General features: G+C 45.5%; 20 protein-coding genes. 11 read left to right on the forward strand and 9 right to left on the reverse strand.

Annotation, left to right across the window (positions count from 1 at the left end):
• Positions 1-67: 67 nt before the first annotated feature.
• Complete coding sequence (locus tag IAQ59_RS14310) at positions 68-3,367, reverse strand: VCBS repeat-containing protein (protein ID WP_425342611.1); 3,300 nt, start codon at positions 3,365-3,367, stop codon at positions 68-70.
• Between the two features lie 330 nt (positions 3,368-3,697).
• Between IAQ59_RS14310 and IAQ59_RS14315 the strand changes: the two genes are divergently transcribed.
• The gene (locus IAQ59_RS14315) at positions 3,698-5,230 is read left to right on the forward strand and encodes a PQQ-binding-like beta-propeller repeat protein (protein ID WP_209331515.1); all 1,533 of its coding nucleotides are present in this window, start codon (positions 3,698-3,700) and stop codon (positions 5,228-5,230) included.
• A 64-nt stretch (positions 5,231-5,294) separates the two neighbouring features.
• Here IAQ59_RS14315 and IAQ59_RS14320 read toward each other — a convergent pair whose 3' ends face one another.
• Together IAQ59_RS14320 and IAQ59_RS14325 are read right to left on the reverse strand one after the other, a co-directional pair.
• Positions 5,295-6,899: a SusD/RagB family nutrient-binding outer membrane lipoprotein gene (locus tag IAQ59_RS14320; RefSeq protein ID WP_209331516.1), complete on the reverse strand. Its 1,605-nt coding sequence runs from the start codon at positions 6,897-6,899 to the stop codon at positions 5,295-5,297.
• Positions 6,900-6,916: 17 nt separating this feature from the next.
• Positions 6,917-10,141: a SusC/RagA family TonB-linked outer membrane protein gene (locus IAQ59_RS14325; protein WP_209331517.1), complete on the reverse strand. Its 3,225-nt coding sequence runs from the start codon at positions 10,139-10,141 to the stop codon at positions 6,917-6,919.
• A 511-nt stretch (positions 10,142-10,652) separates the two neighbouring features.
• Here IAQ59_RS14325 and IAQ59_RS14330 point away from each other — a divergent pair.
• The 5 genes from IAQ59_RS14330 (at position 10,653) to IAQ59_RS14350 (ending at position 14,990) form a co-directional block, all read left to right on the forward strand.
• A complete protein-coding gene (locus tag IAQ59_RS14330; RefSeq protein ID WP_209331518.1) occupies positions 10,653-11,327 on the forward strand; it encodes a YggS family pyridoxal phosphate-dependent enzyme in 675 nt (224 codons plus the stop codon).
• 3 nt (positions 11,328-11,330) lie between these two features.
• Positions 11,331-11,714, forward strand: a complete 384-nt coding sequence (locus tag IAQ59_RS14335) for a DUF423 domain-containing protein (RefSeq protein ID WP_209331519.1) — start codon at positions 11,331-11,333, stop codon at positions 11,712-11,714.
• A gap of 30 nt (positions 11,715-11,744) precedes the next feature.
• Entirely contained in the window at positions 11,745-13,043 is a 1,299-nt protein-coding gene (locus IAQ59_RS14340) for a D-alanyl-D-alanine carboxypeptidase/D-alanyl-D-alanine-endopeptidase (protein ID WP_209331520.1), read from the forward strand.
• A 28-nt stretch (positions 13,044-13,071) separates the two neighbouring features.
• Positions 13,072-14,106 carry a S66 peptidase family protein gene (locus tag IAQ59_RS14345; protein WP_209331521.1) on the forward strand — a complete coding sequence of 345 codons (1,035 nt, stop codon included), beginning with the start codon at positions 13,072-13,074 and terminating at the stop codon, positions 14,104-14,106.
• 212 nt (positions 14,107-14,318) lie between these two features.
• Positions 14,319-14,990 (forward strand): SGNH/GDSL hydrolase family protein, encoded by a 672-nt coding sequence (locus tag IAQ59_RS14350; protein WP_245189611.1) that lies wholly within the window; start codon positions 14,319-14,321, stop codon positions 14,988-14,990.
• Positions 14,991-15,024: 34 nt separating this feature from the next.
• Here the strand turns inward: IAQ59_RS14350 and IAQ59_RS14355 are convergent, their stop codons facing one another.
• Together IAQ59_RS14355 and IAQ59_RS14360 are read right to left on the reverse strand one after the other, a co-directional pair.
• Complete coding sequence (locus IAQ59_RS14355) at positions 15,025-15,426, reverse strand: DUF1573 domain-containing protein (protein WP_209331522.1); 402 nt, start codon at positions 15,424-15,426, stop codon at positions 15,025-15,027.
• 119 nt (positions 15,427-15,545) lie between these two features.
• Entirely contained in the window at positions 15,546-16,886 is a 1,341-nt protein-coding gene (locus IAQ59_RS14360) for an ATP-dependent DNA helicase (RefSeq protein ID WP_245189620.1), read from the reverse strand.
• A 119-nt stretch (positions 16,887-17,005) separates the two neighbouring features.
• Between IAQ59_RS14360 and IAQ59_RS14365 the strand changes: the two genes are divergently transcribed.
• From IAQ59_RS14365 to coaD, 4 genes are all read left to right on the forward strand, one after another.
• Positions 17,006-17,509, forward strand: coding sequence for an NUDIX domain-containing protein (locus IAQ59_RS14365; protein ID WP_209331524.1), 504 nt, complete (start codon positions 17,006-17,008; stop codon positions 17,507-17,509).
• Between the two features lie 61 nt (positions 17,510-17,570).
• The gene (locus tag IAQ59_RS14370) at positions 17,571-18,152 is read left to right on the forward strand and encodes a hypothetical protein (RefSeq protein WP_209331525.1); all 582 of its coding nucleotides are present in this window, start codon (positions 17,571-17,573) and stop codon (positions 18,150-18,152) included.
• A gap of 51 nt (positions 18,153-18,203) precedes the next feature.
• Positions 18,204-18,989: a DUF3822 family protein gene (locus tag IAQ59_RS14375; protein WP_209331526.1), complete on the forward strand. Its 786-nt coding sequence runs from the start codon at positions 18,204-18,206 to the stop codon at positions 18,987-18,989.
• Between the two features lie 12 nt (positions 18,990-19,001).
• Positions 19,002-19,457, forward strand: coding sequence for a pantetheine-phosphate adenylyltransferase (gene coaD / locus IAQ59_RS14380; protein WP_209331632.1), 456 nt, complete (start codon positions 19,002-19,004; stop codon positions 19,455-19,457).
• On the opposite strand, the gene IAQ59_RS14385 is transcribed toward coaD, so the two are convergent.
• Entirely contained in the window at positions 19,445-20,134 is a 690-nt protein-coding gene (locus IAQ59_RS14385; RefSeq protein WP_209331527.1) for an NUDIX hydrolase, read from the reverse strand. The two genes, coaD and IAQ59_RS14385, sit on opposite strands and share 13 nt — an antisense overlap.
• An 83-nt stretch (positions 20,135-20,217) precedes the next feature.
• Here IAQ59_RS14385 and pyrE point away from each other — a divergent pair, with 83 nt between their 5' ends.
• Positions 20,218-20,862: an orotate phosphoribosyltransferase gene (gene pyrE / locus IAQ59_RS14390; protein WP_209331528.1), complete on the forward strand. Its 645-nt coding sequence runs from the start codon at positions 20,218-20,220 to the stop codon at positions 20,860-20,862.
• A 17-nt stretch (positions 20,863-20,879) separates the two neighbouring features.
• Here the strand turns inward: pyrE and IAQ59_RS14395 are convergent, their stop codons facing one another.
• The 3 genes from IAQ59_RS14395 to IAQ59_RS14405 all read right to left on the reverse strand — a co-directional run bounded on the left by IAQ59_RS14395 (position 20,880) and on the right by IAQ59_RS14405 (position 23,498).
• Positions 20,880-21,653 (reverse strand): TIGR02757 family protein, encoded by a 774-nt coding sequence (locus IAQ59_RS14395; RefSeq protein WP_209331529.1) that lies wholly within the window; start codon positions 21,651-21,653, stop codon positions 20,880-20,882.
• Positions 21,650-22,093 carry a hypothetical protein gene (locus tag IAQ59_RS14400; protein WP_342450708.1) on the reverse strand — a complete coding sequence of 148 codons (444 nt, stop codon included), beginning with the start codon at positions 22,091-22,093 and terminating at the stop codon, positions 21,650-21,652. Before IAQ59_RS14400 ends, IAQ59_RS14395 begins: the two co-directional genes overlap by 4 nt.
• Positions 22,094-22,313: 220 nt before the next feature.
• Entirely contained in the window at positions 22,314-23,498 is a 1,185-nt protein-coding gene (locus IAQ59_RS14405) for a LysM peptidoglycan-binding domain-containing protein (protein ID WP_209331531.1), read from the reverse strand.
• Between the last annotated feature and the right edge of the window lie 112 nt (positions 23,499-23,610).

Here is a 23,610-nt window from a genome sequence, read left to right on the forward strand (position 1 = left end):
AAGTACGCGGTCTTATATATTTAGGTTTATCTCATTATTGCTTGAATTTAGTGTTTTTTCAGGGAAACTAAGGCTTGTTTAGCAAATATGCTTCCACTGATTGGTTGTTTACCCCGACTAAGAGTACGTCCAATTTCCCCAACTTGATAAATTGCATTGATTTAACATCACCAAAAAAGCCCAATCCGGACTGTTCTTGATCTATCAAGGTAAAATCTCCACTACCATTACCTCGAAATAGCTGCCCGAAGTTCGCATCCATGACCCCGTACCTTAATCGGATGGAGTTTTGATTACCAGCCAATACTAAGTCCAAGTTTCCGTCTCCGTTAAAATCAACTACCTGGATGGCATGAATGGGGGCAAATTGCGCGTCCTGCGGCAGCGAATGTGGAATAAATTTTCCATCCGCATTTTCCAGATACATACTCCGCAATTCTGTCACTTCCAACGTATGGGCGTTGGCCAGCTGATCCTTGGAGAAAATATCGGTTAACTCGGCTGTAGAAAAGGATTCGTAGTCAGTAAATTTACTTCTGAGACCGTACATCTGATCCAATAGTTCGTCTCTACTCATGAAGGGGTAGGATACGCCTTCGATGTAGGTCGTTAATATAGGATCGATGGATCCATTCTTGTCGAAATCGTCAAAGACCAACCTCACGGGTTCCCGCACACTGGCTTTCAGCTGGGAATTTAACCCGAAGTTACCGGCGAGGAGATCCAAATCTCCATCATTGTCAAAATCACCTACGCTAAGGCTGGACCAAAGCCCGCTCATTGGCTGCTCGAAAAACTGCTTTGTGGCAGACTCCAGTTTCTTACCTCGTCGATTGAGAAAGACCTGAATGGGCATAAATTCCCCTATCACCACCAAATCCTCGAAACCATCGTCATTAAGGTCTATCCACCGAGCGTCAGTTACCATCCCGATGGTAGCAAGTTCCTCGATATATGCTGCTGTCACGTCCTGAAACTTTCCGGCCCCATCATTTCTCAACAGATACGACCTGGGAGCCATCGGAAACTCTCCGGGAATGACTCTTCCACCCACGAAGAGGTCCACATGCCCGTCCCCATCAAAATCTACCGGCCTTACACAGCTTCCGCTAGAGGTCATTTCCGGCAAAGCACCCGTTGCTTTTTGAAAATTACCCCCACCTTGATTCATGTATAACCGATCTTGCAGTCTCGGATCTCCCGGCTCGTAATCGTGGTAGCCGCCAGAAACCACATATAGGTCTTGCCAGCCATCTCCATTTGCATCAAAAAAGACTGCATCTGCATCTGAAGATTCCAGGTCCTTTGACAAATCCAAGCCCTGCGATTGAATGAACTGGCCTGTAGACACCTGAAAAAACAACCTACCCGGGCTATTCTGCACACCTCCCACAAACACATCATTAAAGCCATTCTGATTAACATCACCCACCGCAATAACAGGACCCACCGGAGATAACATGTAAGTCAGTAATGGTTGTCGCTTGAAATCGTTGTAACCTGGCTCTACGTGCCCGTATTGTAGTGGGGGAACTATAGCAGTAAACACCTGCTGCTCCACTTCTTTTTCTTCCACTACATAATCCTCTGCCGCTTGCTCACGGACTGCCAACAGCTGACCGGCGGATACATTTCGCAGCCACTGCGTCTTTCCACTTGGCCAAACAACCTGTAAGGAATCTACCACCTTGTGCTCACCTAACCCAAAATGAATCCTTGGCGTAACTGAAGACTGAAAACCCCTCGTCAGCTGCTGCTCGTAAAACTGCATTTCTCCCCCCGCATGGAGGGAAATTTTGGTTCCCAAACCAAAACGATTGCCCCCCGCACCTTCCAGTTGCAATTGCAGAAAGTTTCTCCCCGCACCGATCTCATGACTCCTATTTCTAAAAATTCCCGCTGGTGCGTTGAGGTTATTGACTACCAAATCCAGGTCGCCATCATTATCTAAGTCTGCAAACGTTGCACCATTGGAAAACTCCGGTTCTTGCAGTCCCCATTCTTTCGTTCGGTTATCAAAAGTTAAATCCCCGTTGTTTTTAAAGAGATAGTTAAAAACCGGTGTAGAAGTCATGGAAGTGACCAAATGAAGGGTATCTGCAGGTTCCTTCGCCCTTGCCTGGGCGAAGTAATAATCCCCTTTGTACTTTAAAAAATCACGGTTGGTGTAATCTCGGTAATAGCCATTTGACACAAAGAGATCCTTCCATCCATCGTTATCAAAATCTGCAAACAGGGAGGCCCAGCTCCAATCAGTGTTAGAGACACCTGCTAATTGGCCTATTTCAGCAAAAAAACCTCCCCCGCGATTGAGGTGTAACATGTTTCGCATATTTTGATGGTAGAAATCATTCATTACCATCAATGCGTACTGCTCGTAGTTTTCCGGGCCGTATAATAATTTCTGCCGCTTATTATCCTCTGGAAGCATATCAAGTGTGAAAATATCCGGCAAACCGTCATTATTGACATCACTTATATCTGAGCCCATTGAAAAATAGGAAATATGCTGGAGATACTGTGTTAAACTTTCGGAAAATGTCCCGTCTCCGTTATTTATATACAAGTAATCCGGCTCCTGATAATCGTTGGACACATAGAGGTCTGGATAGCCATTTCCCGTAATATCTGATACCGCAATCCCCAATCCAAAGCCCAAGGAGTTTCCTTTGATGCCAGCCTCCTGACTGACGTCTACGAAACGGCCTCCGTCATTTCGAAACAACTTATCTCCCGCATAGCGATTCCTGTCACGCCGCTTTGCATCAAACTCAATCTCGTTAATTACCGCAGTATTGTGGTTGAGGAGATACATATCCAGATCACCATCTAGATCATAGTCAAAAAACAGTGCTTGAATGGTATTTCCGAAATCATCCAATCCTAGGGCCTTAGCTTCATCCCGAAACGTTCCATCTCCTTGATTAACAAATAGTTGATTTCTACGAAGCTCAGGATCCCCTTTTCCAGAATAGCTGACGTAGATATCCAACCAACCATCTCCGTTCACATCCACCATGGTAACCCCGGTGGTCCAAACGTCTTTTCCTTCCACGCCAGCCTCTTTGGTAATATCCTTGAATTTAAAGTCACCTTGGTTCAAGTACAGCTTATTGGGTACCATATTTCCGGTAAAATAGATATCGTCTAACCCGTCATTGTTGATATCCCCTACTGCTACTCCCCCCCCATTGTACATATACTCATAAGTAAGTATATTGGTCTTTCTATCCTCTGTCAGATTGTTCTGAAAACGTATACCGGTCTTTCTAGGTGCTTGGCTTTCAAATAGCTGCTGACCGTTTGCCAAGAGGGTGAAGAAGCATCCCATGCACCCGATCAGCCAAGGTAATTTATGCGCTTTCATCGATTTCTTATAATTTATTCATTCAATTGGCCAATTCCGACCGCTACCTAAACAGGAGATAATTGAATTTGCAATTCCTTCTCGGATCACTAACATTCCCGGTCATCTACCGCCTTTTCTACGTACTACCTGCTCAGTCTGTAGTAAATCTAAGGGAATAATGCCTATATCGCAACCGAATTTCCTACCGACTGGACTAAATGGTGTACCTGAAAAAAATCCAACAAACCGGAACGTTAATAAAGCGATTTATTTCGCAAAATAATTCTAAAAAAGTATCTTCATATCGCCTACCATCCAAGTACCTCCCTTTCACGAATTTAAGGTTATATGTCAAAAGCAAAAAACTATACCTGCCCCCTCCGAGCCTTTACAGCTGTATGTATCCTCCTTCTTAGTCTGCTGACAGGGATTTCCTGCCAGCGAAAAAAACAAAGTGAACTGGTTTGGGAAGCGAATTTTAATCTCATTGGGTCGCAGTCTTCGCCGAGGGCGGTAGATCTAAACCAAGATGGCGTATTGGACTTTGTAATTGGAGCAGGCAGAAATGAATTTCAAGAAACAGACCAGGGAGTATTGGCAATCAATGGACAAGACGGCTCAATGATTTGGTCGCATCCGTCGGAAGACCAAATTTATGGTTCTGCCACTTTCTTTGATGTTACCGACGACGGTATTCCGGATGTGTTTATTGGCGGCCGATCTTGTCAATTCCGGGCCATTGACGGCAAGACAGGAAAGTTAATATGGAAGTACGAAAATCCCGATATTGATCATCCCATACTCCGGCATGCACGCTTTAATTTTAATCATTCTGTGCAAGTTCCCGACCAAAATGGCAACGGATATCCCGAGTTACTCCTTTCAAACGGAGGCAACTACGAAGCATTACCCTATATGACAAACAACCGCTTTCCTGCCGTTATCATGGTGCTTGATTCCAAGACGGGAAACGTATTGGCGGCAGATACGGTACCGGACGGGCAAGAGTCCTACATGACTCCCCTGATATTTCAACAACCTACGGAATCAAGCCCTACCATTGTATTTGGAACCGGAGGGGAAACATTGGACGGGGCATTGTATTTGGCTTCATTGTCCGATTTGATGGAAAATAACCTCTTAAAAGCTGAACGAATTGCCAGTGACACGGGCCACGGGTTTATTGCCCCCCCATCCATTGCGGACATAAACCAAGATGGCTTTTTGGACATCATCGCCATTTCTCATGGTAGCCGCGTTGTTGCCATAAACGGCAAGAGTCGGAAGCCCATCTGGACTAAGCACATTCCAAACAGTGAATGTAGTAACAGTTTTGCGGTAGGCTATTTCACAGAAGACGATATACCTGATTTTTTCACATTTGTAAGCGAAGGCACATGGCCGGAGAACACCGGGTCTATACAGATCATGCTGGATGGAAGCAGTGGTGAGATTGCGTATAGCTCCTCTATTGGTTGCACAGGATTTTCCTCTCCTGTAGCCGTAGACCTGAACCGGGACGGACGGGAAGAAGTTATCATCAGTGTAAATGAGTTTGACTGTAGCCGCTTTATCGGTGATCAAAGCTCCTTTACCATTACCAATCGGCTATTGGGGATTGATTTCAAATCAGGGGAAACCTTCACCCTTGACCAAACCGAGGGGATGAAAAACATCTTTTCCACACCTTGGGTAGGAGATATCGATGGAGATGGTTTTTTTGATTTAATTCACTGCCAATACTTTAGTCATTCCGATTTACTTTCCTTTTTGGGCATGCGGATAAAGCGTATTGACCTTCCTGTCAGGATCAGCCGTCAGCCATCATGGGGTTCCTATATGGGAAGAAAAGGCGATGGGATATTTCGGCCAAAATTTTAAAAGTATCCATAAAAAAAGCCCCGAGAAACCCGGGGCTTTTAGCATTATTAGGTCAATTGATTAATCAATTTCCGCCATCCCACCATACCCTTGTGGTAAATAAATCTGGAAGGGTAGCTCCCTCTTGGAAATTCGCGTTTGAAGCTACTTCGTAGGCTGGATAACGCAGCTTCCGCATGATAACCCCGTTGGTGACGCTGGCAGGATGGTTGGTTGGGGTTAGAACAGGGTACCCCGTTCTTCTCCAGTCAGACCAAGCTTCCCACCAATTGAAGAATTTGCTCACCCAGAGTTGTTCCCCGATCATTTCAAGGGCCGGCTTTTCAACTCCATAGGGGTGACGTTGCAAATAGGCAGCCACTTGGGCATCGGTAACTGCCAAGGACTCGTCGTAAGGGGTGTACATCTGCATGGCTTCTTTCACTCCAGCCTCATAATGCGCCCTTGCCGTACCGGGAATGCCGGAACCAATTCCACGTTCAAGCGCCTCAGCCATCAAAAAATGGGATTCTGCGGCATTCATGAGCATGTATGGATCGTCACGTTGCAGCATCAGAAAATTGATACGGGAATAAGTTGCCGTTTGATCTACCTCTCCCCCTTCCAATTCATCTAATCCTGCGGCGTCAAACCCATTTGGCATCCCCTTTTGTTCTAGGGGGTTTGTATTCGTTGGGGTCCATGCGTTAGCCGACCACTGCGCAATCCCGCCACTCAAGATCATCAATCTTGGATCAACTTGGTCCGCCGTAGTTGCACCGGCTTTCAGCCAGTCTACCAACGTTTGGCTTAGGAAGCTGGGCTGGCCACCATCACCTGGATAAAATGCCCTAGAAATCCCGTTTTGGTTAATCCAAACACTTGGACCCTCTGACATGGGAACCCATGCATTTTCTGAATTGGTCATCATGACCCCTCCGGCCACTGCTTTGGTCACGTACTCGGCAGCAAGCTGAGGTGCTACGTTGGAAACCCTCATCGCAAGCCGCAACATCAATGAGTAGCCGAACTTCTTCCATTTTGTGATGTCGCCATTGAAGATGATGTCTGCATTGGAAAAGCCCTCGTTGGGGTTTGAGGCATTCAGTGCCGCAGTTGCCTCCTCCAATTCCCTAAGCATCGCAGGATAAATATCGGATTGCTTATCGTACTTCGGAAAAAACACCCCGTCTAACCCCTGAAGCGCTTCAGTATAAGGGATATTTCCATAGAAGTCGGTCAGTCTATGAAAGTTCAATACCCTCAAGATACGGGCCGCATTTCTCAAATTTACTTTATTTCCCTCGTCAAAACCACCCGGTCCGGTTTGTCTCAAGACTTCGGCAATGTTTTTCAATGCGTCCCCATAGAAGAACTCAAAGGGAGCATTGCTTGACTCAAAATTCTCGGTGTATTTATCCCCCGGAGCAATGCCTCCACCCGCATTAGCAAGCTGTTGGATGAGGTAGGCGCCCATTCCTATATTGGTACGCCAGTCAATGTAGCGGTTATCCCCAGCAGAACCGCCGGATGCCGTACCCAACTCGGCTGCCGTGAAGATGAAATTCAGGTCTATTTGAGTAACCGCCTGTGGGTTTATGTTTAGATCATGTAGATTTTCAGTATCACATCCAATCAATGGAATGGAGGCGACAAGAATAAAGCCTACAAATTTATTTATCAGTTTCATAATCTAGCTCGTTTGATTTAGAAAGTAGCTCTTAGGTTAAAACCATAGGTTCTTGTCTGTGGCATGCCGAAGTAGTCCAATCCTTGACCGTTACCGGACGAGTACGCAGACTCCGGATCCACATTCTCAATATTCTTCCACAAAATGGATAAGTTTCGGCCGACAAATGACAGTCCCAAGGAATTGAACGGAGTCTTTTCGGTAATTCTTCTAGGGAAGTTGTACCCCAGCGTCACTTGCCTTAGCTTGGCAAAGGACCCGTCATAAACGAAGAAATCCTGTACCCGATCCCCCATACGCTGCCAGTAGTTTACCGCCTCACCTGGGGTAAGCGTCTTGGAAAAAGGAGCATAAACCGGATTGCCATTTGAATCCGTACCCTCTTGCACCACTCCGCTGACTGTCAGTGGTGCTTCGCCGGGACGACCAGCCAGTGTCTGCTTGTGCAAGCCCCACTGACTCAAGCGAAGGTTGGTACCCGAATAGATATCACCACCTACTCGGAAATCTATCAATGCGGACAGATTAAAACCTTTGAAGGTAATACTGTTGTTTAACCCTCCGGTGAAGTCCGCTATCCCATTGCCGATGATTTCCATTTGATCTGACTGAACAGGCGCACCATTCGGTTCAAAAATCGGTTGCCCATCAGAAGTTCGCTTTTGGACCCATCCGGCAAGTACACCAAAAGGCTGATCGACGCGATGCTGCACAAATACGGTTCGAGTTCTTGGTTCCTCTACATTCAGCAGTTCCGTTCCCTCTATTAGCGACAATACGCGATTTCGGTTTCGGGCGATATTCAAGGAAACATCCCATGTAACCTTTGAATTTTGGATGGGTGTACCGGTGAGTAATAATTCAATCCCCCTGTTTTGCATCCTTCCCAAGTTTACCAGGGTTGACCCAAAACCTGAAGTTCGGGATATTTGTGCATTCAGTTGATCTTCTGAACTCAATTGGCTGTAATAGGTAAAATCAATTCCCAATCGATTCTGAAAAAAACGCACGTCAAAACCCACTTCGGTTTCAGTAGAGAGCAGCGGAATCAAAAAGGGATTTGGAATCGTGCCGGCGTTGCCCTGGGCAGTTGCAAATGAGGCCATGGGCACGTTCTGACCTGCAAAGTTAACCGCAGGAGCTCCTAAAAGAGAGTACACATTCAGCGTCTGATAAGGCCCTACTGTAGAGTTTCCTACTCGCGCCCAAGAAGTTCTGATCTTACCAAAACTCAACCAAGTGGGCAAATTGGTCATGGCATCCGAAAACACAAAGGATCCACCCACTGAAGGATAGAGCACACTGTTAGAGGCCGGATTTAGCGTAGAAAACCAGTCCTGCCGGGCAGTGGCAGTTACAAATAAGAAGTTATTGTAGCTAAACTCGGCGGATCCGAAGACTGAATTGATTCCCCATTCAGAAAATCCATAGCCGTAATTCCGCACGACTGCATTGTTGATGGCATGGAAGAATGGTACGTTGAAACGCTGACCGTTAGCAGAAATGGTCTCATCTTTCCGGCGCATCCAGTTGGACCCCACAAAAGCATTAACCCCAAACTTACCAAATTCCTGGTTGTACCCCAACATGGATTCAAGGTTGATCTCGCTGACCGTTCTATTACCTTCCGAAATATTTCCTCCTCGGTCGTATCCTGTACCCTGAGGTGTCAGACTGGAAAACCTACGAACAAACCAGTCCATGCCTGCTCTGCCGGAAATATACAGGTGATCGGTGATATTATACCTCATTGACCCGGAGGTAATGATCCTATCCCTAATGTCGTTCACGGATAATTGGTGCGTGGCAAAATAGGGGTTTTGTCCCCATGGGTTGTTTGTCATCAAGTACTCCTCATTCTCGGCAAATCCCCAGACGTTCAGCAATGCTGGATCCGTACCAGGAGCTATTGTCCCCAAACGATTTGGGTTTCCCCTACCCCACTCTACATTGACGTTAGGCGGAAGTGCAAAAATAGACTGAAAGGCATTACCGGGAGAGTCTGAAAGGCGAGGTCTGTTCTTGGTGTTTTCATTGGAATACATCACCTTGGCGTCAAATGTCAGTCTATTACCAAACTTACCATTTGTAGTTAGCGACATATTGATCCTATCAAACCCTGCATTTGGAACCACGGATGTACTACGCAGGTCAGTTACATTGAACCGGAATGTCTGGGTTTCACTTCCTCCTGCAAGCGACAGGCTGTTGGTAAATGCCTGCCCTGTTTCATAAAATCTGTTCCAGTTATCACCGGCATCTACATAAGGGCGCTCTATCCCATCAAAGTACATGGCATTTCCTGAACCCAATCGTTCGCCCCACGCTTGGGTACCCCAATCATAGGCTTGCCGAACCGTGGTAGGACGGACGAAAGCACCTGTCTGCTGATCTCCCTGGAAGCGGCCGGAACCAAAAGTAGTCTGAAGGTCCGTCTGATTGTTGATTCGTTCAAAAACGGCATTTGAATTAAACTCGATGCCGATGCCTTTTCTAGAAGTGCCCCGCTTCGTTGTAATCAAAATTACCCCATTCGCCGCACGGGATCCATACAGGGCTGCTGCACTCGCTCCCTTTAGTACAGACATAGACTCGATGTCATCCGGATTCACACTGGTCATACCATCACCTCCGTCGCTGCCTCCCCAAACCCCTGCTTGGCCGAAGTTGGTGTTATCCATGGGCACACCATCTATCACATACAATGGTTGATTGTTACCCTGCAAGGAAGTGTTTCCCCGTATGATTACCCTGGAAGAACCTGCTGGACCGGAGGCCACATTGGTGACGTTCACACCGGCTACCCGGCCAGCCAATTGATTAGCCAAGTTGTTTTCCCGAGCTTGGGTAAACTCCTCGCCTCCCACCTGGGTTATCGAATATTGAAGGGCCTTCACATTTCGCTCGATACCCAACGCGGTCACCACCACTTCAGAGAGCTCAGAGGCATCTTCTTGCATCACAAGATCAATTGAAGTACGGTTTCCAACAGTCTGCTCGACGGTTTGAAAACCCAAATAAGAGAACACCAACACGGTCTCTCCACCCGAAACATTCAAACTGTACCTACCATCCACATCAGTGGCAGTACCCGTAGAAGTCCCCTTAATTAACACCGAAACCCCGGGCAGGGGGCTGTTATCGGCCTGATCTGTAACCCTACCGGTCACCGTTTGCGCTTGAATGGCAGCCCCTATCGAGGTCAGCAAACTCAAGCAAATCAAGAGTAAGCGTTTTTTCATAATGAATCATTTTGGATTAAATTGGAATTCACATCCTATGGAAATCCGCGGCTGCGGAACAATAGGCCATTTTTACACAAACGGATAAATTTAAATCAAAACCATATCATCCCTCCTACTAGATTAAAACCATCACGAAACGCCTTAAAGTTTCTGTGCGAAATTTTATTCCGTATATCAAATAATGGTATATATTCGATACTACCAAATTCCCGAAAGTTAAAATTATTGAAATAAAAATAAAAGGGGAAAACCACTTTTTTTTAATCACTTCATTATCTTTTTATATGATGAACGGAAACCACCCATCAAAATACGCTAAACAGATATTATAAAATTACACCCTATACATCCGCTTGAACTTTTCGAAATTGCACGACACTGCTCTACCGAGTACCTTCTAAAAGGGTAAGGAATGCACCCAGGCTTGCCATACTATCTAGATATACCATTATCTTTGTGCCAAGCTGATTATTACCCTTGCCTGCACAAACGAAACAACCGACTATCCATGAGTATACGGGAAAATTTAAGTCAACTGAAGAAATCATTCACGGCAGACGAATGCCTCCTGATAGCCGTCAGCAAAACCAAGCCTATACCCGCTATACTGGAAGCCTACGAATCCGGAGTAAGAGATTTTGGAGAAAACAAAGTTCAGGAACTGGCCGAAAAAGCCCTCCAATTACCCAAGGATATCCGTTGGCACATGATCGGACACCTACAGCGAAACAAAGTGAAATACATTGCTCCTTTTGTTCACCTGATCCATGGAGTTGATTCCATGAAATTGCTAATACAAATAAATAAGGAAGGTCAAAAAACGAATAGAGTCATTTCCTGCCTGCTTCAGGTACATATCGCTAGGGAAGAGACCAAGTTTGGCCTGGACGACAAGGAACTTCGGGAAATTCTACTAAGTCCCGAACTACCCCAGATGAAAAACGTAAAAATTGAGGGGCTAATGGGCATGGCTACCTTGACGGCTAACGAGCAAACCATCCGATCCGAGTTTTCCGGTCTGCGCAAACTCAGGGACGAGCTGAACCATGAAGACCTTCCGGAAAATGTATCACTTAACGAATTAAGCATGGGTATGAGCGGGGATTACCTTATCGCACAGCAAGAGGGCAGCACCATGGTTCGTATCGGCAGTGCAATCTTTGGAGAACGAAATTATCACTGAGATATGGAAATAAAAACGATGATTCAGCTTGCGGCATGTCTAAGTGCCCTAGGTGTGGGCCTGGGTGCCTTCGGTGCACACGGACTAGCTGATCTTTTGGAAAGCACCGGCCGAACGGATACGTTTGAGATAGCCGTGAAATACCAATTCTACCATGCATTTGCGTTGCTGGGTTGTGCGCTATTGGCCCGGCAATATCCTGCACAAAACGATTGGAAGCGAGCGGCGCTGCTCTTTATAATAGGAATCTTCATTTTTTCCGGCTCCCTTTATGTGTTATCCCTTACAGGAGTTACCTGGGTGGGTGCTATCACGCCATTGGGAGGCGTAGCTTTCATCGTTGGGTGGGGATGGATGATCAGAGGAGCGTCGAAGATAATCGTTTAACCAACTTAATTTATAAAGAATTTCATTCGTATGGGAATCAAAGCGAAAGCGTCTTTTTTAGCTAGCCTCATTTTTATATCATGTACCGTAAATGCACAGTCTCCGCTAGAACGATATGTCGGTTTAGATGGGCTTGTTGGTAAAAATACGTTCTTCGATAATCACCTGACTGGATTCATGCTCTACGATCTGGATAGCCAAATCGTTGCGTTTGAAAAGAACAGTCACCTATATTTCATTCCTGCTTCCACCACCAAATTACTGACCCTTTTCTCCTCCCTGTTGGTGCTGGGAGACAGCACGACACTTCTTCGCTATGTACCTAAAGGCGAGGATGTCCTTATTTGGGGATCAGGGGATCCCTCCTTGTATTATCCAGCAGCCGGCATACCCAAACCCAAAATCGATTCCTTCCTGTCCAACTACCGAGAAGTCTACTTTTCAGATCACAATTGGAAAGACGAGGCTCTGGGCTACGGGTGGCAATGGGACGATTACAACTACGCTTATTCAGCGGAAAAATCCCCTTTCCCTCTATTCGGCAACTTAGTGACTTCCATCAACGTGAACAACCGCCCCTCGTTAAGGCCGTCGATATTCTCCATCTATCAAGATGACAAAAATGTGCGGAACGTAACCCGGGAATTGCACTCCAATGATTTTTTTTTCAATCCAAAAACGTACAACGGCATGCGCGCCCAGGTGCCATTCATCACATCACAAAAAACCTTTGTGACCCTCGCCAGTCTTGAGTGGCGCAAAACAGTGCATCCCTCCAAAGAGCCCTTACCGGCGGAACATTTCATTTTCAGAGGGGTGCCTACCCGCACCCTATATAAGGAAATGATGCTGGAGAGTGACAATTTTATCGCAGAGCAACTGCTACTTCAAATTTCGGATGAAGTATTCAAAGAACTGAATACCGAAAAAACCATCGAATACCTACAGAAGACCTACCTGTTTGACCTACCCGATAGGCCACAGTGGGTGGATGGTTCCGGGTTGTCCCGGCATAACCTGATTACACCGAGGTCATTGATTACGCTGTTAGAGAAAATATACCGAATCCTTCCCGATGAAGAAATCTACCAATTATTCCCTGTCGGAGGGCGCACGGGTACCCTGAAAAACAACTACTATGCACCTACCCCCTACGTGATAGCCAAGACAGGCACGATCAGTAATAACCATAGCCTTGCAGGATTTGTAAAGACCCGGAGCAATAGGTTCTATGCATTTGCACTGATGAATAACAATTATCCATATAAGGCAACCGTCGTTAGGCGGGAAATCGAGAAAGTCTTGCTCTATATCCGAGATAATTTTTAACTTCATCCAAACATTGAAGACCACCGCCATGAACAAAAGAAACTTCCTGAAAAGCCTTCTGCTTTCCGGAGCTGCGCTGCCCTTGATGGGGATGAATGATGCTCGACATACTCCCGCAAAATTACTTCCGAAACCTTTGAAAAAAGGAGATTTAGTCGGCTTGATCAGCCCTTCTGCGGCTACTTCCGAAAAAATATTGATCACTTTTGCCAAGGAGGCCTTAGAAGGTCTTGGCTTTAGCGTAAAAGAGGGGCCAAATCTATTTAACAGAAGAGGCCATTTAGCCGGAACAGATGCTGAAAGAGCCTCAGATCTGAACGCCATGTTTGCTGACCCGGAAGTGAAAGCGGTCATTTGCATCCGAGGTGGTTCCGGTGCTGCTAGGATCCTTCCCCTTATTGACTACGAGATCATAAAGAAGAACCCCAAACCGTTGTTAGGCTACAGCGACATTACCGCACTGCACCATGCCATATACGCAAAAACAGGTCTGATAACCTTTCATGGACCAAACGGAACCGGTAGTTGGAATAGCTTCAACGTCAAGCAGTTTGAGAAGGTCTTCTTTGAACAAGAATTGGTTACTTATGAAAATGAGTTGGTAAAAGGCGATGACCTTGTTATCAAGGAAAACAGAATCCAAACCATTCGTAGCGGAAAGGTTGAAGGGGTTCTTTTCGGTGGCAACCTGACAGTGCTGACTGCTTTGGCAGGCTCACCCTATCTCGCTGATTTCAAAGACAAAATTCTATTTCTTGAGGATATTGGTGAAGAACCTTACCGCATCGATCGTATGATGAGTACCCTTAAGCTGATGGGAGCGTTGGATCAGATTCGGGGATTCATATTTGGACAGTGTACCGACTGTGACCCTTCTACCGGGTATGGTAACCTCAATTTGGATCAGATCTTCGAGGACTACATACTCCCACTAAACGTTCCGGCATATCGGGGGGCCATGATAGGGCATGTGCCCAAGCAATTTATCCTACCCATGGGCGCAAAAATTACCCTTGATGCGGATGAAGGAAGTTTCAAACTTAAAGAAATGATATTTGGCTAGTGGTTATACCGAAGAAAAGGCATACTTAAAAAAAACCTACCTTGAAGTCGGTCAATGGTAATACATCCACAAACTTCCTCCTGGGCACTTTCGTTTATTTGACAATGCCTCTCCTCGGTCATCATAATTTTCGTTATCGCGTAAAATCCGCTTTGCTGTTGGCAATGGTATTACAATTATGCATTTCGTGTATGGAAAATGACTTATCGCAAATGGAAGAAAAACCTGTAAATAGTATTCAAAATGCGAATCCTCGTTTTCGGACAGGCCCGATCTCCTACTTGGCGCTAGGCGACTCCTATACTATTGGCCAGGGAGTAGAGCTATCCCAAAACTTCCCCAATCTGTTGGCCGCCAAATTAAGAGAAAGGGAAATCAGCATCGATCCTCCTCGGATTATTGCGATGACCGGCTGGACGACGAAGGATCTTCTGAAGGGCATCGAAGATGCTGAGATGGGTGATCAGCAAGTTGACTTGATTACACTATTGATTGGCGTAAACAATCAATACAGAGGGCAATCGATTGAAGAATATGAAGCCGACTTTAGGAAGCTGATGGAAAAGTCATTGTCACATGTCGGTGAAGAAAAAGAGCGGATAGTTGTCATTTCCATACCTGACTGGGGAGTTACTCCCTATGCCTCCTCGTTGGCTCGTGATAAAAGTAAGATCGCTTCAGAAATCGATCTTTTCAATGAACGAAAGAGGGGCATCGCCACAAAATATGGCGTAAGGTATCTGGACATCACCACCGAATACCGCGCATTGGGTCATATGAACCAATATCTGGCGGGAGACGACTTACACCCAAGTGAAAAAGTCTACGACAGGTGGGCAGAGATGCTACTCGAGATCATTATGCAGGAAAAAAATCTTAGGTAACCCCAATTAGTGTAGCGGGGTTACCTAAATAAGTTTACTTCGTCCCTTTAGGGAGCACATTCGATATCAATGATACTTTCTCGATAGGTTCTGACGCATTGGAATAGATCCTTACTACCGAATTTTGCTTGCCCATTTTTCCAGCGGAGTTGAATGAAACCTTAATCTCGCCGCTTTGACCTGGCGCGATGGGTTCCTTTGGCCACGCTGGAACGGTACAGCCACATGTCGCAGCCACATTCGAGATGACCAAAGGAGATTTTCCCGTGTTCTCAAATTTGAAAATATGCTGCACCTTTTCTCCTTGGGTGATGTTTCCGAAATCAATCGAGGACTCTTCAAAGGTAATCACCGGAGCAGCAGCAGACCGCTCCTGCGCTTGTACTGCAAAGGTTGCCAACATTCCAAAGACCAACAAATACGCTAACTTCTTCATTTGTTTATTTTTTATTTAACAGTTTCTAGATTCAACGTTGAATAATGTGTAGGATCAAAACCATAAATCAGTGCTACCGGTCAAAACTTCCCGACTAGACTCCCAAATGGGTATCGCCTTTATTCTTTCAATTCTTTAAGGTAAAATTTACTGTGAAAGTTCACCATAAACAACACTTCTTTGGCCCTGGTCATGGCCGTGTAGAGCCACCGAATATACTGACGGTCTAGCTGCTCATCTGTAAGGTAACCTTGGTCCACGAACACCGCATCCCACTGCCCCCCTTGGGACTTATGACAGGTCAACGCATAGGCAAACTTCACTTGAAGTGCGTTTAGGTAAGGATCTTTTTTCAAAGAATCCCTCAATTCCTGTTTTCCTTCCACATCCTGATAGTCTGCCAACACCTCTTGGTATAGGCGATTATAATCTTCCTGCGCCAACGCCGGGGAAGGACTGTATAAGGTATCCAAGATGATCTTTGCTTCGAAATACGGCTCCTCCGGATAGTCAATTAGTCTGAGTTCCACGGTAGCAAACCTCAGACCATACAACTCTTCAAAGGAACGAATTTTTAAAATTTCCGCAAAATCGCCATTTGCCAAAAAGCTGATCTTATCGGAATCAGCCATGTAGGTGTAGTTATTTTTAACAATCATTAACCGATCGCCGGCACAAATTTCATCCTCATAAAAATGAATTACCCGACGAATGTATTGATTGTATTGGACGGCCGCCTTGTTAGATCGCGTCACGATGATTGTGCTATCGACTCCGTAATGGTCGTAGGCGTATCGGAGTCCCTCCTCCAAGCGATCTCCATTCATGCGGTAAAAGTCCTTGAACGATTTGGAGTAAAATCCTATCACAGGTTCCTTCTTGCCTAACTCGCTCCGTAGTTTGGTGGCGTTGTACAAGATTCCCGAGTCGAGTTGTTGTCTTGTAACCTCGGTAAACTCTACTTCTTCAACCGGCAGCCGAAAATGCCCGCTAAGATAATGCTTGTCCAAGGCGGGGCTACTTTCGCTGCCCACCGGAGGCAACTGCGCCCCATCTCCAATAAGCAGCAGCCGGTTTGAGCTATGCTGAAACACAAATTGGACCAAGTCTCTGAGTAGGTTATTGGCACCCCCACTGTCATCAGCAAGCATGGACGCTTCGTCCACGATAAATACCGTATGCTGATAGTAATTTTTCTGCAGATCATACCCCATTCCTGTCGCCCCTTCGCCCGTCTTTGGCCGATAAATAATCTTGTGAATAGTAAATCCGGTTTTGCCGGCATACCCACTCATTACCTTTGCCGCTCTTCCGGTTGGCGCGAGCATCAGGGCTCGCAAGTTGAGCAAAGGCAAGGCCTTTACCAATGCAGCAACCACGGAGGTTTTACCCGTACCTGCATAACCTCTAAGTATAAAAGTAGACATCGCCTGCACTTCAGATGCCAAAAAGACATCCATCATACTAAAAAAACGGGTTTGTCCACTGGTAGGCTGGTGCGGAAAATATTTCCGAATAAGGGCCGAAGGCTTCATCAAGGCAATTATCTTTACAGGACAGACACGAATCTAAGGGGAATATGCCTAACATAAAAAAAGAAATCGAAGATAAGTTTGGCAACCGCCTGCGCACGAGGGTAAACGGTATTCTAATAAAAGAGGGAAAAATATTGATGATCAAGCACCGAATGGGGGGTGGGCGTTTTTTTTGGAATGTTCCAGGAGGGGGAATGAAATTTGGCAGTAGTGCACCCGACAACCTGATAAGGGAGTTTAAGGAGGAAACCGGCCTTCACATCCAAGTTAGCGAGTATTTGTTCCTCCACGAATTCCTTTCCCCTCCCTTGCACGCCATTGAACTCTACTTTTCTGTAGAATGGATCGGAGGGAATTTGGAAATGGGTAAAGACCCTGAACTGGACACCACAAATCAACTAATCACCGATATACGTTTCATGAGCGTAGAGGAAATCCAAAAAATCCGTGAGGAAGAAAAACACGCGGTATTTTGGGGAATAAAATCGACCGAAGATGTAAGAAAATGGAAAGGATATTTTAATTTTGGAAATAAATGCATAAACTAGCATTCTCATAAAAACCATCAATTCTTCAAAACATATTAACTGACGTTAAAATCAACCAAAAATGAATCTGACCAGAATTTTATCAGTCGTCTTTCTGCTAGGAGCCTTGGGCCTAGGTTATAAATTGTACTTGGGTGTAGACGAGGTAGTAGAAGAAGAAAAAAGACTTGCACGCACCGAAGCCAGAATCATCGAAAAGCTTCAAATGCTAAGAGATGCCCAGATTGCATACCGGGCCAGCAAAGGCGAATATGCGGGCAGTTGGGATTCATTGCGCCAATTCATAACCGAAGGCGAGATTTTCATCGTGCAACGTACAGAAACTACTGTTCTGTTGGATTATGGAAAAGAAGAAACCACGGTGGAATTTGACACCCTAGGGTCTGTCAATGTCATTGACTCCCTCTTCAACGAGCGAAAGTACCCAGAGTTTAACCTAGAAACCATGAACGTGGTTCCGGGTTCAGGCGGCAAGCAATTTGAGTTCTTTACCGACAAAATAGAGCGAAGTGGCAGGGAGATTTCCGTGTTTGAAATCCGTGACCCTGCTCCAATCAACCCTGACAGAAGGAAAAACAACAACGAAAAAGCGCTTCGGGTTGGTTCCAGAGTAGACGCTTCTACCTCCGGTAACTGGGAATAAGAATTGGATAGCGCAGGAACATATATTCTAAACAAATTTCATGGCGATAAATTGGATACGGATGACGTTTCCAGTTTATCGCTTTTCTTGTATAACCGGGCTTTGATTGTGCTAGCTAAGGATGACTCGGAGGATGTCTGTGCGGCAAATCTATACACGTTTCAAGACTCCGCTGATATTCCGCTGATATTCAATACGGATACGCTAATCCATTCAGCCAACACCTCCGGAAAGCTTTTCATTCACGATACCCACTTTGTACTGGTTCCCCAAGAGTTATTCGATCCCTCCCACTGCGCGGTATACCTGAACTTCCACTCGGAAACATCCCCCGTCAAGAAAGAGATTTATTATGAAGGGGTTCATTCCAATACGGTTCAGGTAGTCGGGTGTGCAGAAAAGGACCTGCTTTCGGCATTGGACGCAAGCTTACCGGATTTAGAGGTGTCTTCGGGCGCAGCATTTTACTTGTCTTATCTGTTGGACAATGCTCCTCCCACCTCCGATCAACAGATATTTCTACTTCCCGGTCCTGGAGCGCTTTATTTGGGTGCATTCGAAAATGGTGAATTGCAGTTATTTAACTATTTTATCATACATACTGAACAGGATCTCCTTAAATTCTTGTTTGCTGTGGTCAAGCAACTAAGCTTCGATCCGCACAGTCTACGGCTTTGCGTGGTGGGTGACCTGATTCATATTTTTAGTACGATCGATCAGCTGACTCCATTTTTCAAACACGTCGACCACATTACGCCTTACGACAAGCTTTCGTTCCGAGCAGGTTTGGAAACATTTCGGAACACCGGTCTAATCGAGGGCCATTGGACGCTCTAACCTTCTATGATGATGAAGAAAATCGCCCTATTTCCGGGTTCCTTTGACCCTTTTACCAGAGGCCATCACGATATTGTCCTGCGTGGACTAAACCTTTTCGATGAAGTCATCATATCCATAGGACATAATACTACTAAAAAGAACCGTTACTTTGATATAGAGCTGATGGTAGATAAGATTGAAACATTATATCAGGCAAACCCTAGGGTGAAGGTCGTCTTGTATAATGAACTCACCTCTTCGTTGGCTAAGAAACATCAGGCCAACTATCTACTTAGGGGACTACGCAACACGACCGATTTCGAATACGAAAATACCATTAGTCAAATGAATAGGTACCTAAATGAAAATTTGGAAACCGTATTCTTGATCACCTCCCCTCAATTTGCCGCCATATCATCTACTATCATCCGGGAAGTGCACCGGTATGGCGGCAATGTAAGGGAGTTTCTTCCCTACGAAATTTGAAGTGCGTGAGGGGAGGATTTTAAAAAACGCTTGTACAAATAGCGCATCGATGGGTAGGAATTAACCAACGCAATTTTCGCTTCCTGATGATTCATCCATCTCAGTTCCTCTATCCCTTCCTCTAGCTGCGGCTGCATATTGGCATCCTTTACACATTCCATCTCGTACCAGTACGTCTTTTTGAGAATGTTTTTGCGATTTTGGGTGTACGTGTGCCAGGTCTTACAGATAGGTGCCTTTAGTTTCACCTTCAGTCCACATTCTTCTTCTACCTCTCGCACAGCACACTCTTCGGGTGTCTCCTTCTTTTCGAATTTACCTTTCGGAAAATCCCATTTCCCCAAGCGATAAATGAACAACACCTTATCCCCTTTGGTCACTACTCCACCAGCAGCTTTGATAATGAAAAATCGACTCTTGATAAATCGCTGCATTTCTTCCTTAATCCCGCTAACGATAGTGATGCTATCCAGCTTTTTCAGCTTTCGTGTGCGAAGGAGGTATAAGAGCTTCACGATGATCTCTCGGGAAGGGTTAACAATCAACACATCGTCATACAACTCCGTAAAGTGAGGCAAATCCTCCGGGTTGTCAAAAACAACTTCAAAGGTACGGTTGGATGGTAATTCAGAAGGAGAACAAAGCTCCAAAGGCTTGTCGTTAATAAAAATTTTCATTGCCCGAGCAAGTTTTTTCAAAAATGCACTTTTTTTTCACCCCCCACAACCTAGGATAAAAATTTATCCCATAATTTTATCCCATGGAAATTCAAAATGCAAATACGGCCACAAAAATTGCCCAGCACTTGCTAAAAATAAAGGCCATTCGGCTAAAGCCACAAGACCCATTTACCTGGGCATCGGGTTGGAAATCACCTATTTACTGTGACAACCGACTGGCGCTTTCTTACCCTGCCATACGTACCTATATCAAAGAAGAGATCGCCGAAACCATTCAGAAACACTTCGAATCGGCAGAAGCCATAGCAGGTGTAGCTACCGCAGGCATCCCGCAGGGGGCACTCGCCGCAGATCAGCTAAACCTCCCGTTCCTCTACGTCCGTTCTAAGCCCAAAGGCCACGGAATGGAGAATATGATAGAAGGAAAAATCACTCCCGGTCAAAAAGTGGTAGTCATTGAAGACCTGATATCAACGGGAGGTAGCTCGCTTAAAGCAGTGGAAGATCTTCGATCGGCCGGATTTGAAGTATTGGGCATGGTCAGCATTTTTACCTACGGATTTGAGGTAGCAAGGGAAAACTTCGAAAAAGCAGCTGTCAAACTAATCTGCTTGAGTGATTATGAACACTTGCTTCCGCAAGCTGTCCTTGATAACTATGTATCGGAAAAGGACCTCGCCACCTTGCATCAGTGGAGACGTGATCCTGGAAACTGGATGCGGTAACCGTACCTACACCACGGTCAGAATTTCTCGATAATTCCCAGACCAAAAAGCGCAAAATCATATCTAACCGGGTCTTTGGGATCCAATAGACGCAAATTGGCTGTCAGCTCCTTCGCTGTCAGCCAATCCGTTTGTTTTCGAGTGATCAACCCTAATTTTCGAGCAACCCTATCCACATGCAGGTCACAGGGACAGACCAACTGATACGGTCTAATTCTCTTCCAAATTCCAAAATCCACCCCACGGGTATCCTCTCGGACCATCCACCGAAGAAACATATTGATCCGCTTACATGCCGACTTACGTATAGGGGTAGCCACGTGCTTTTTAGTACGGCTCGGAGCCGAATCCAGACTAAAAAAATAATTATGGAAGTTAGTCAAAAGCCGCTCCATCACGTCTACATCTTCAGACCAAGCTATGGTAAATGCATCTTCCAAGCTTTGCTGATTTCGGTAGAGATGAGATAAAAAGGCGATAAAATACAAGGTGTCAATATCGTTGAATGTTCGGTGTTTAAAGCTCAAAAAAGGCAGCAAATCACGTTCTTGATGATGCAGCATAAACTCATGAGGACTGTGGTCCATACGCTCCAGGAGCTCTAAGCTTTTTTGGATGATGGTTTTACGCTGACCCCACGCAAGGGTTGCCGCAAAGAAACCAGCTATCTCGATATCCTGCTTCTTACTATAGCGGTGTGGTACGGAAATAGGATCTAACGGAATAAAATCAGACTGGTTAAACTCCCGCTCTTTAGCATCCAAGAAGTCGCGTAACTGCTCTCCAATCATCCGGTGATGGAAACTTTAACCTCACCTCCCTGAATTCCGTCAAACCACTTGAAATATAAAAAATCATCCTGCTTCGAAGAAAGGTGCCAATCAAAACACTTGACATTTGTGAGTTTTGTCAGTTTATCGTCATCGGGCTTATAAAGGCATATGTCAAAATCAGGGATTTGTTTGATGTCGGTGGTATTCCATTTCTCTACAATCAATCCCTCCTCTAAAACCTTGACCTTTTTCCCAAAAATAAAATCCTCGATAACCGATGGGATCCCATCTCTACGGCGGAAATGGTAACAATTGGGACCGAAAATAATCTGCTTATGAAGTCTTCCTTCCAGAAGATCCGAATCATCGGAAACTTGCTCCCATTCGCTGCTTGTCACCTCCTTTACCTGGGATTTACTCAACTTACTTAACTGCCTGGAGATCCAGGAAAAAATCATAGTAACAGTGATAAATAAAACACCAAAGGTAGCTAGAACAGGGTAAGAGATGATAAAGATAGCGTTCCAGATAAACTTAAAGATATTATGGAACAGTAACTGTAATTTATTCATTTGCAATTATTCAACAGATCAAAAATAACTGATAATCAGCAAATAACCAAGAGGCCCTAACTTTTCCCCTCAGCCGCTATCAGGATCCACTAATTTCTTCCCTGCCTCAATAAGAAATTTCTACCGGAAAACGCGGATTTACCGCCCGAAGCTGATCAAAAGCGGCTTTAGAGACCTTTACAATTAATCTGGAATTATCTCCGGTGTTGGGCAGTGTCCCCACCACCCTAGCAAAAATAGTGATATCATTTTCCTCGTTTCGGATTCTCATGATCGTTCCCACGGGAGCATTTCGGTGGAGAACGAGGTATTTTTTATGGTTACTGGTACCTTCGATAACTTCCGCCTGACCGGTTTCCTTTACATTCTTATACGCAGTAGAGGTCTCGACACTTGCCGTTGGGGGTGTAGGTTCCGAAACGTTAGCAGTCGATCCGCCATCTTCTGGTATTGGATACCGTGTCACCGGGATACTTGCCCCTGTCTCTCTACCCACCTTTAGCGTCTGACCAATAGATAGGTTATTGGATGAAAGCGCGTTCCAAGTAATCAGATCCTCAACTTTGGCCTGATAAGCCTGGGCGATTGAGAAGAGCGTTTCTCCTTGGGCGACTGTATGGGATTTCCACCCCCCTATAGAAGAGGTCGTCTCAGCGGCAGCAGGAGTAACTTTGGATGATGCCGCAGCCCTCTCAGGTATAACAGAGGTATTTTCATCATTGGACGTTACCCTGTCGACGGCCTTCGGCTTTGACTTGGCCGACTGTCTATCCCTCGGTGAGGCTGCAGGTTCTGTCACCGCTACCTTTTGATCTACTATTGCAACGGCTTCCTCAATCACTTGCACAGGTTTTGATTGCGGCGGTGCCACGTTCCTGATGATGAGTGATTGACCAACACTTAAATCACTTCCCTGCATCTTATTCCATTCCTGAAGCTCCCGGACACTAACCTCATGCTTTTTGGCAATGGAAAAAAGGGTCTCCCCTGGCTGCACATTGTAAAGGATCGCTCCTTCCGGTATTGCTTCCTTTTGGATATAAGGCACTAGAATCCGCTGACCTATTTTGAGCCCGTCCTTCAATGAATCGTTGCTTTGCACGATTTCGCTCACGGGTGTATTGTAGCGACGTGAGATACCAAAAATTGTCTCCTGCGGCGCTACTTGATGCACGATGAAGGTCTTCTCTCCTATCTTTTCAACTCCGACGGAGTCCAGCAAGAAAGGTTCCCCCGCCCAAGACGAAACCGACAAAATCCAAAATACGGTGAATAACAAATACCTTCTCATGTCAAAACGCTCGTTTTTCTCATGCTTCCTATAATACGTGTGCAAATTTCAACTTTATTTTTTCATTTGCAACTGGACAGGCCCCCAATTAGGCAGGTAAGGGATTTTATCT

Source organism: Lunatimonas salinarum (genome assembly GCF_017811155.1).
Lineage (GTDB): Bacteria > Bacteroidota > Bacteroidia > Cytophagales > Cyclobacteriaceae > Lunatimonas > Lunatimonas salinarum.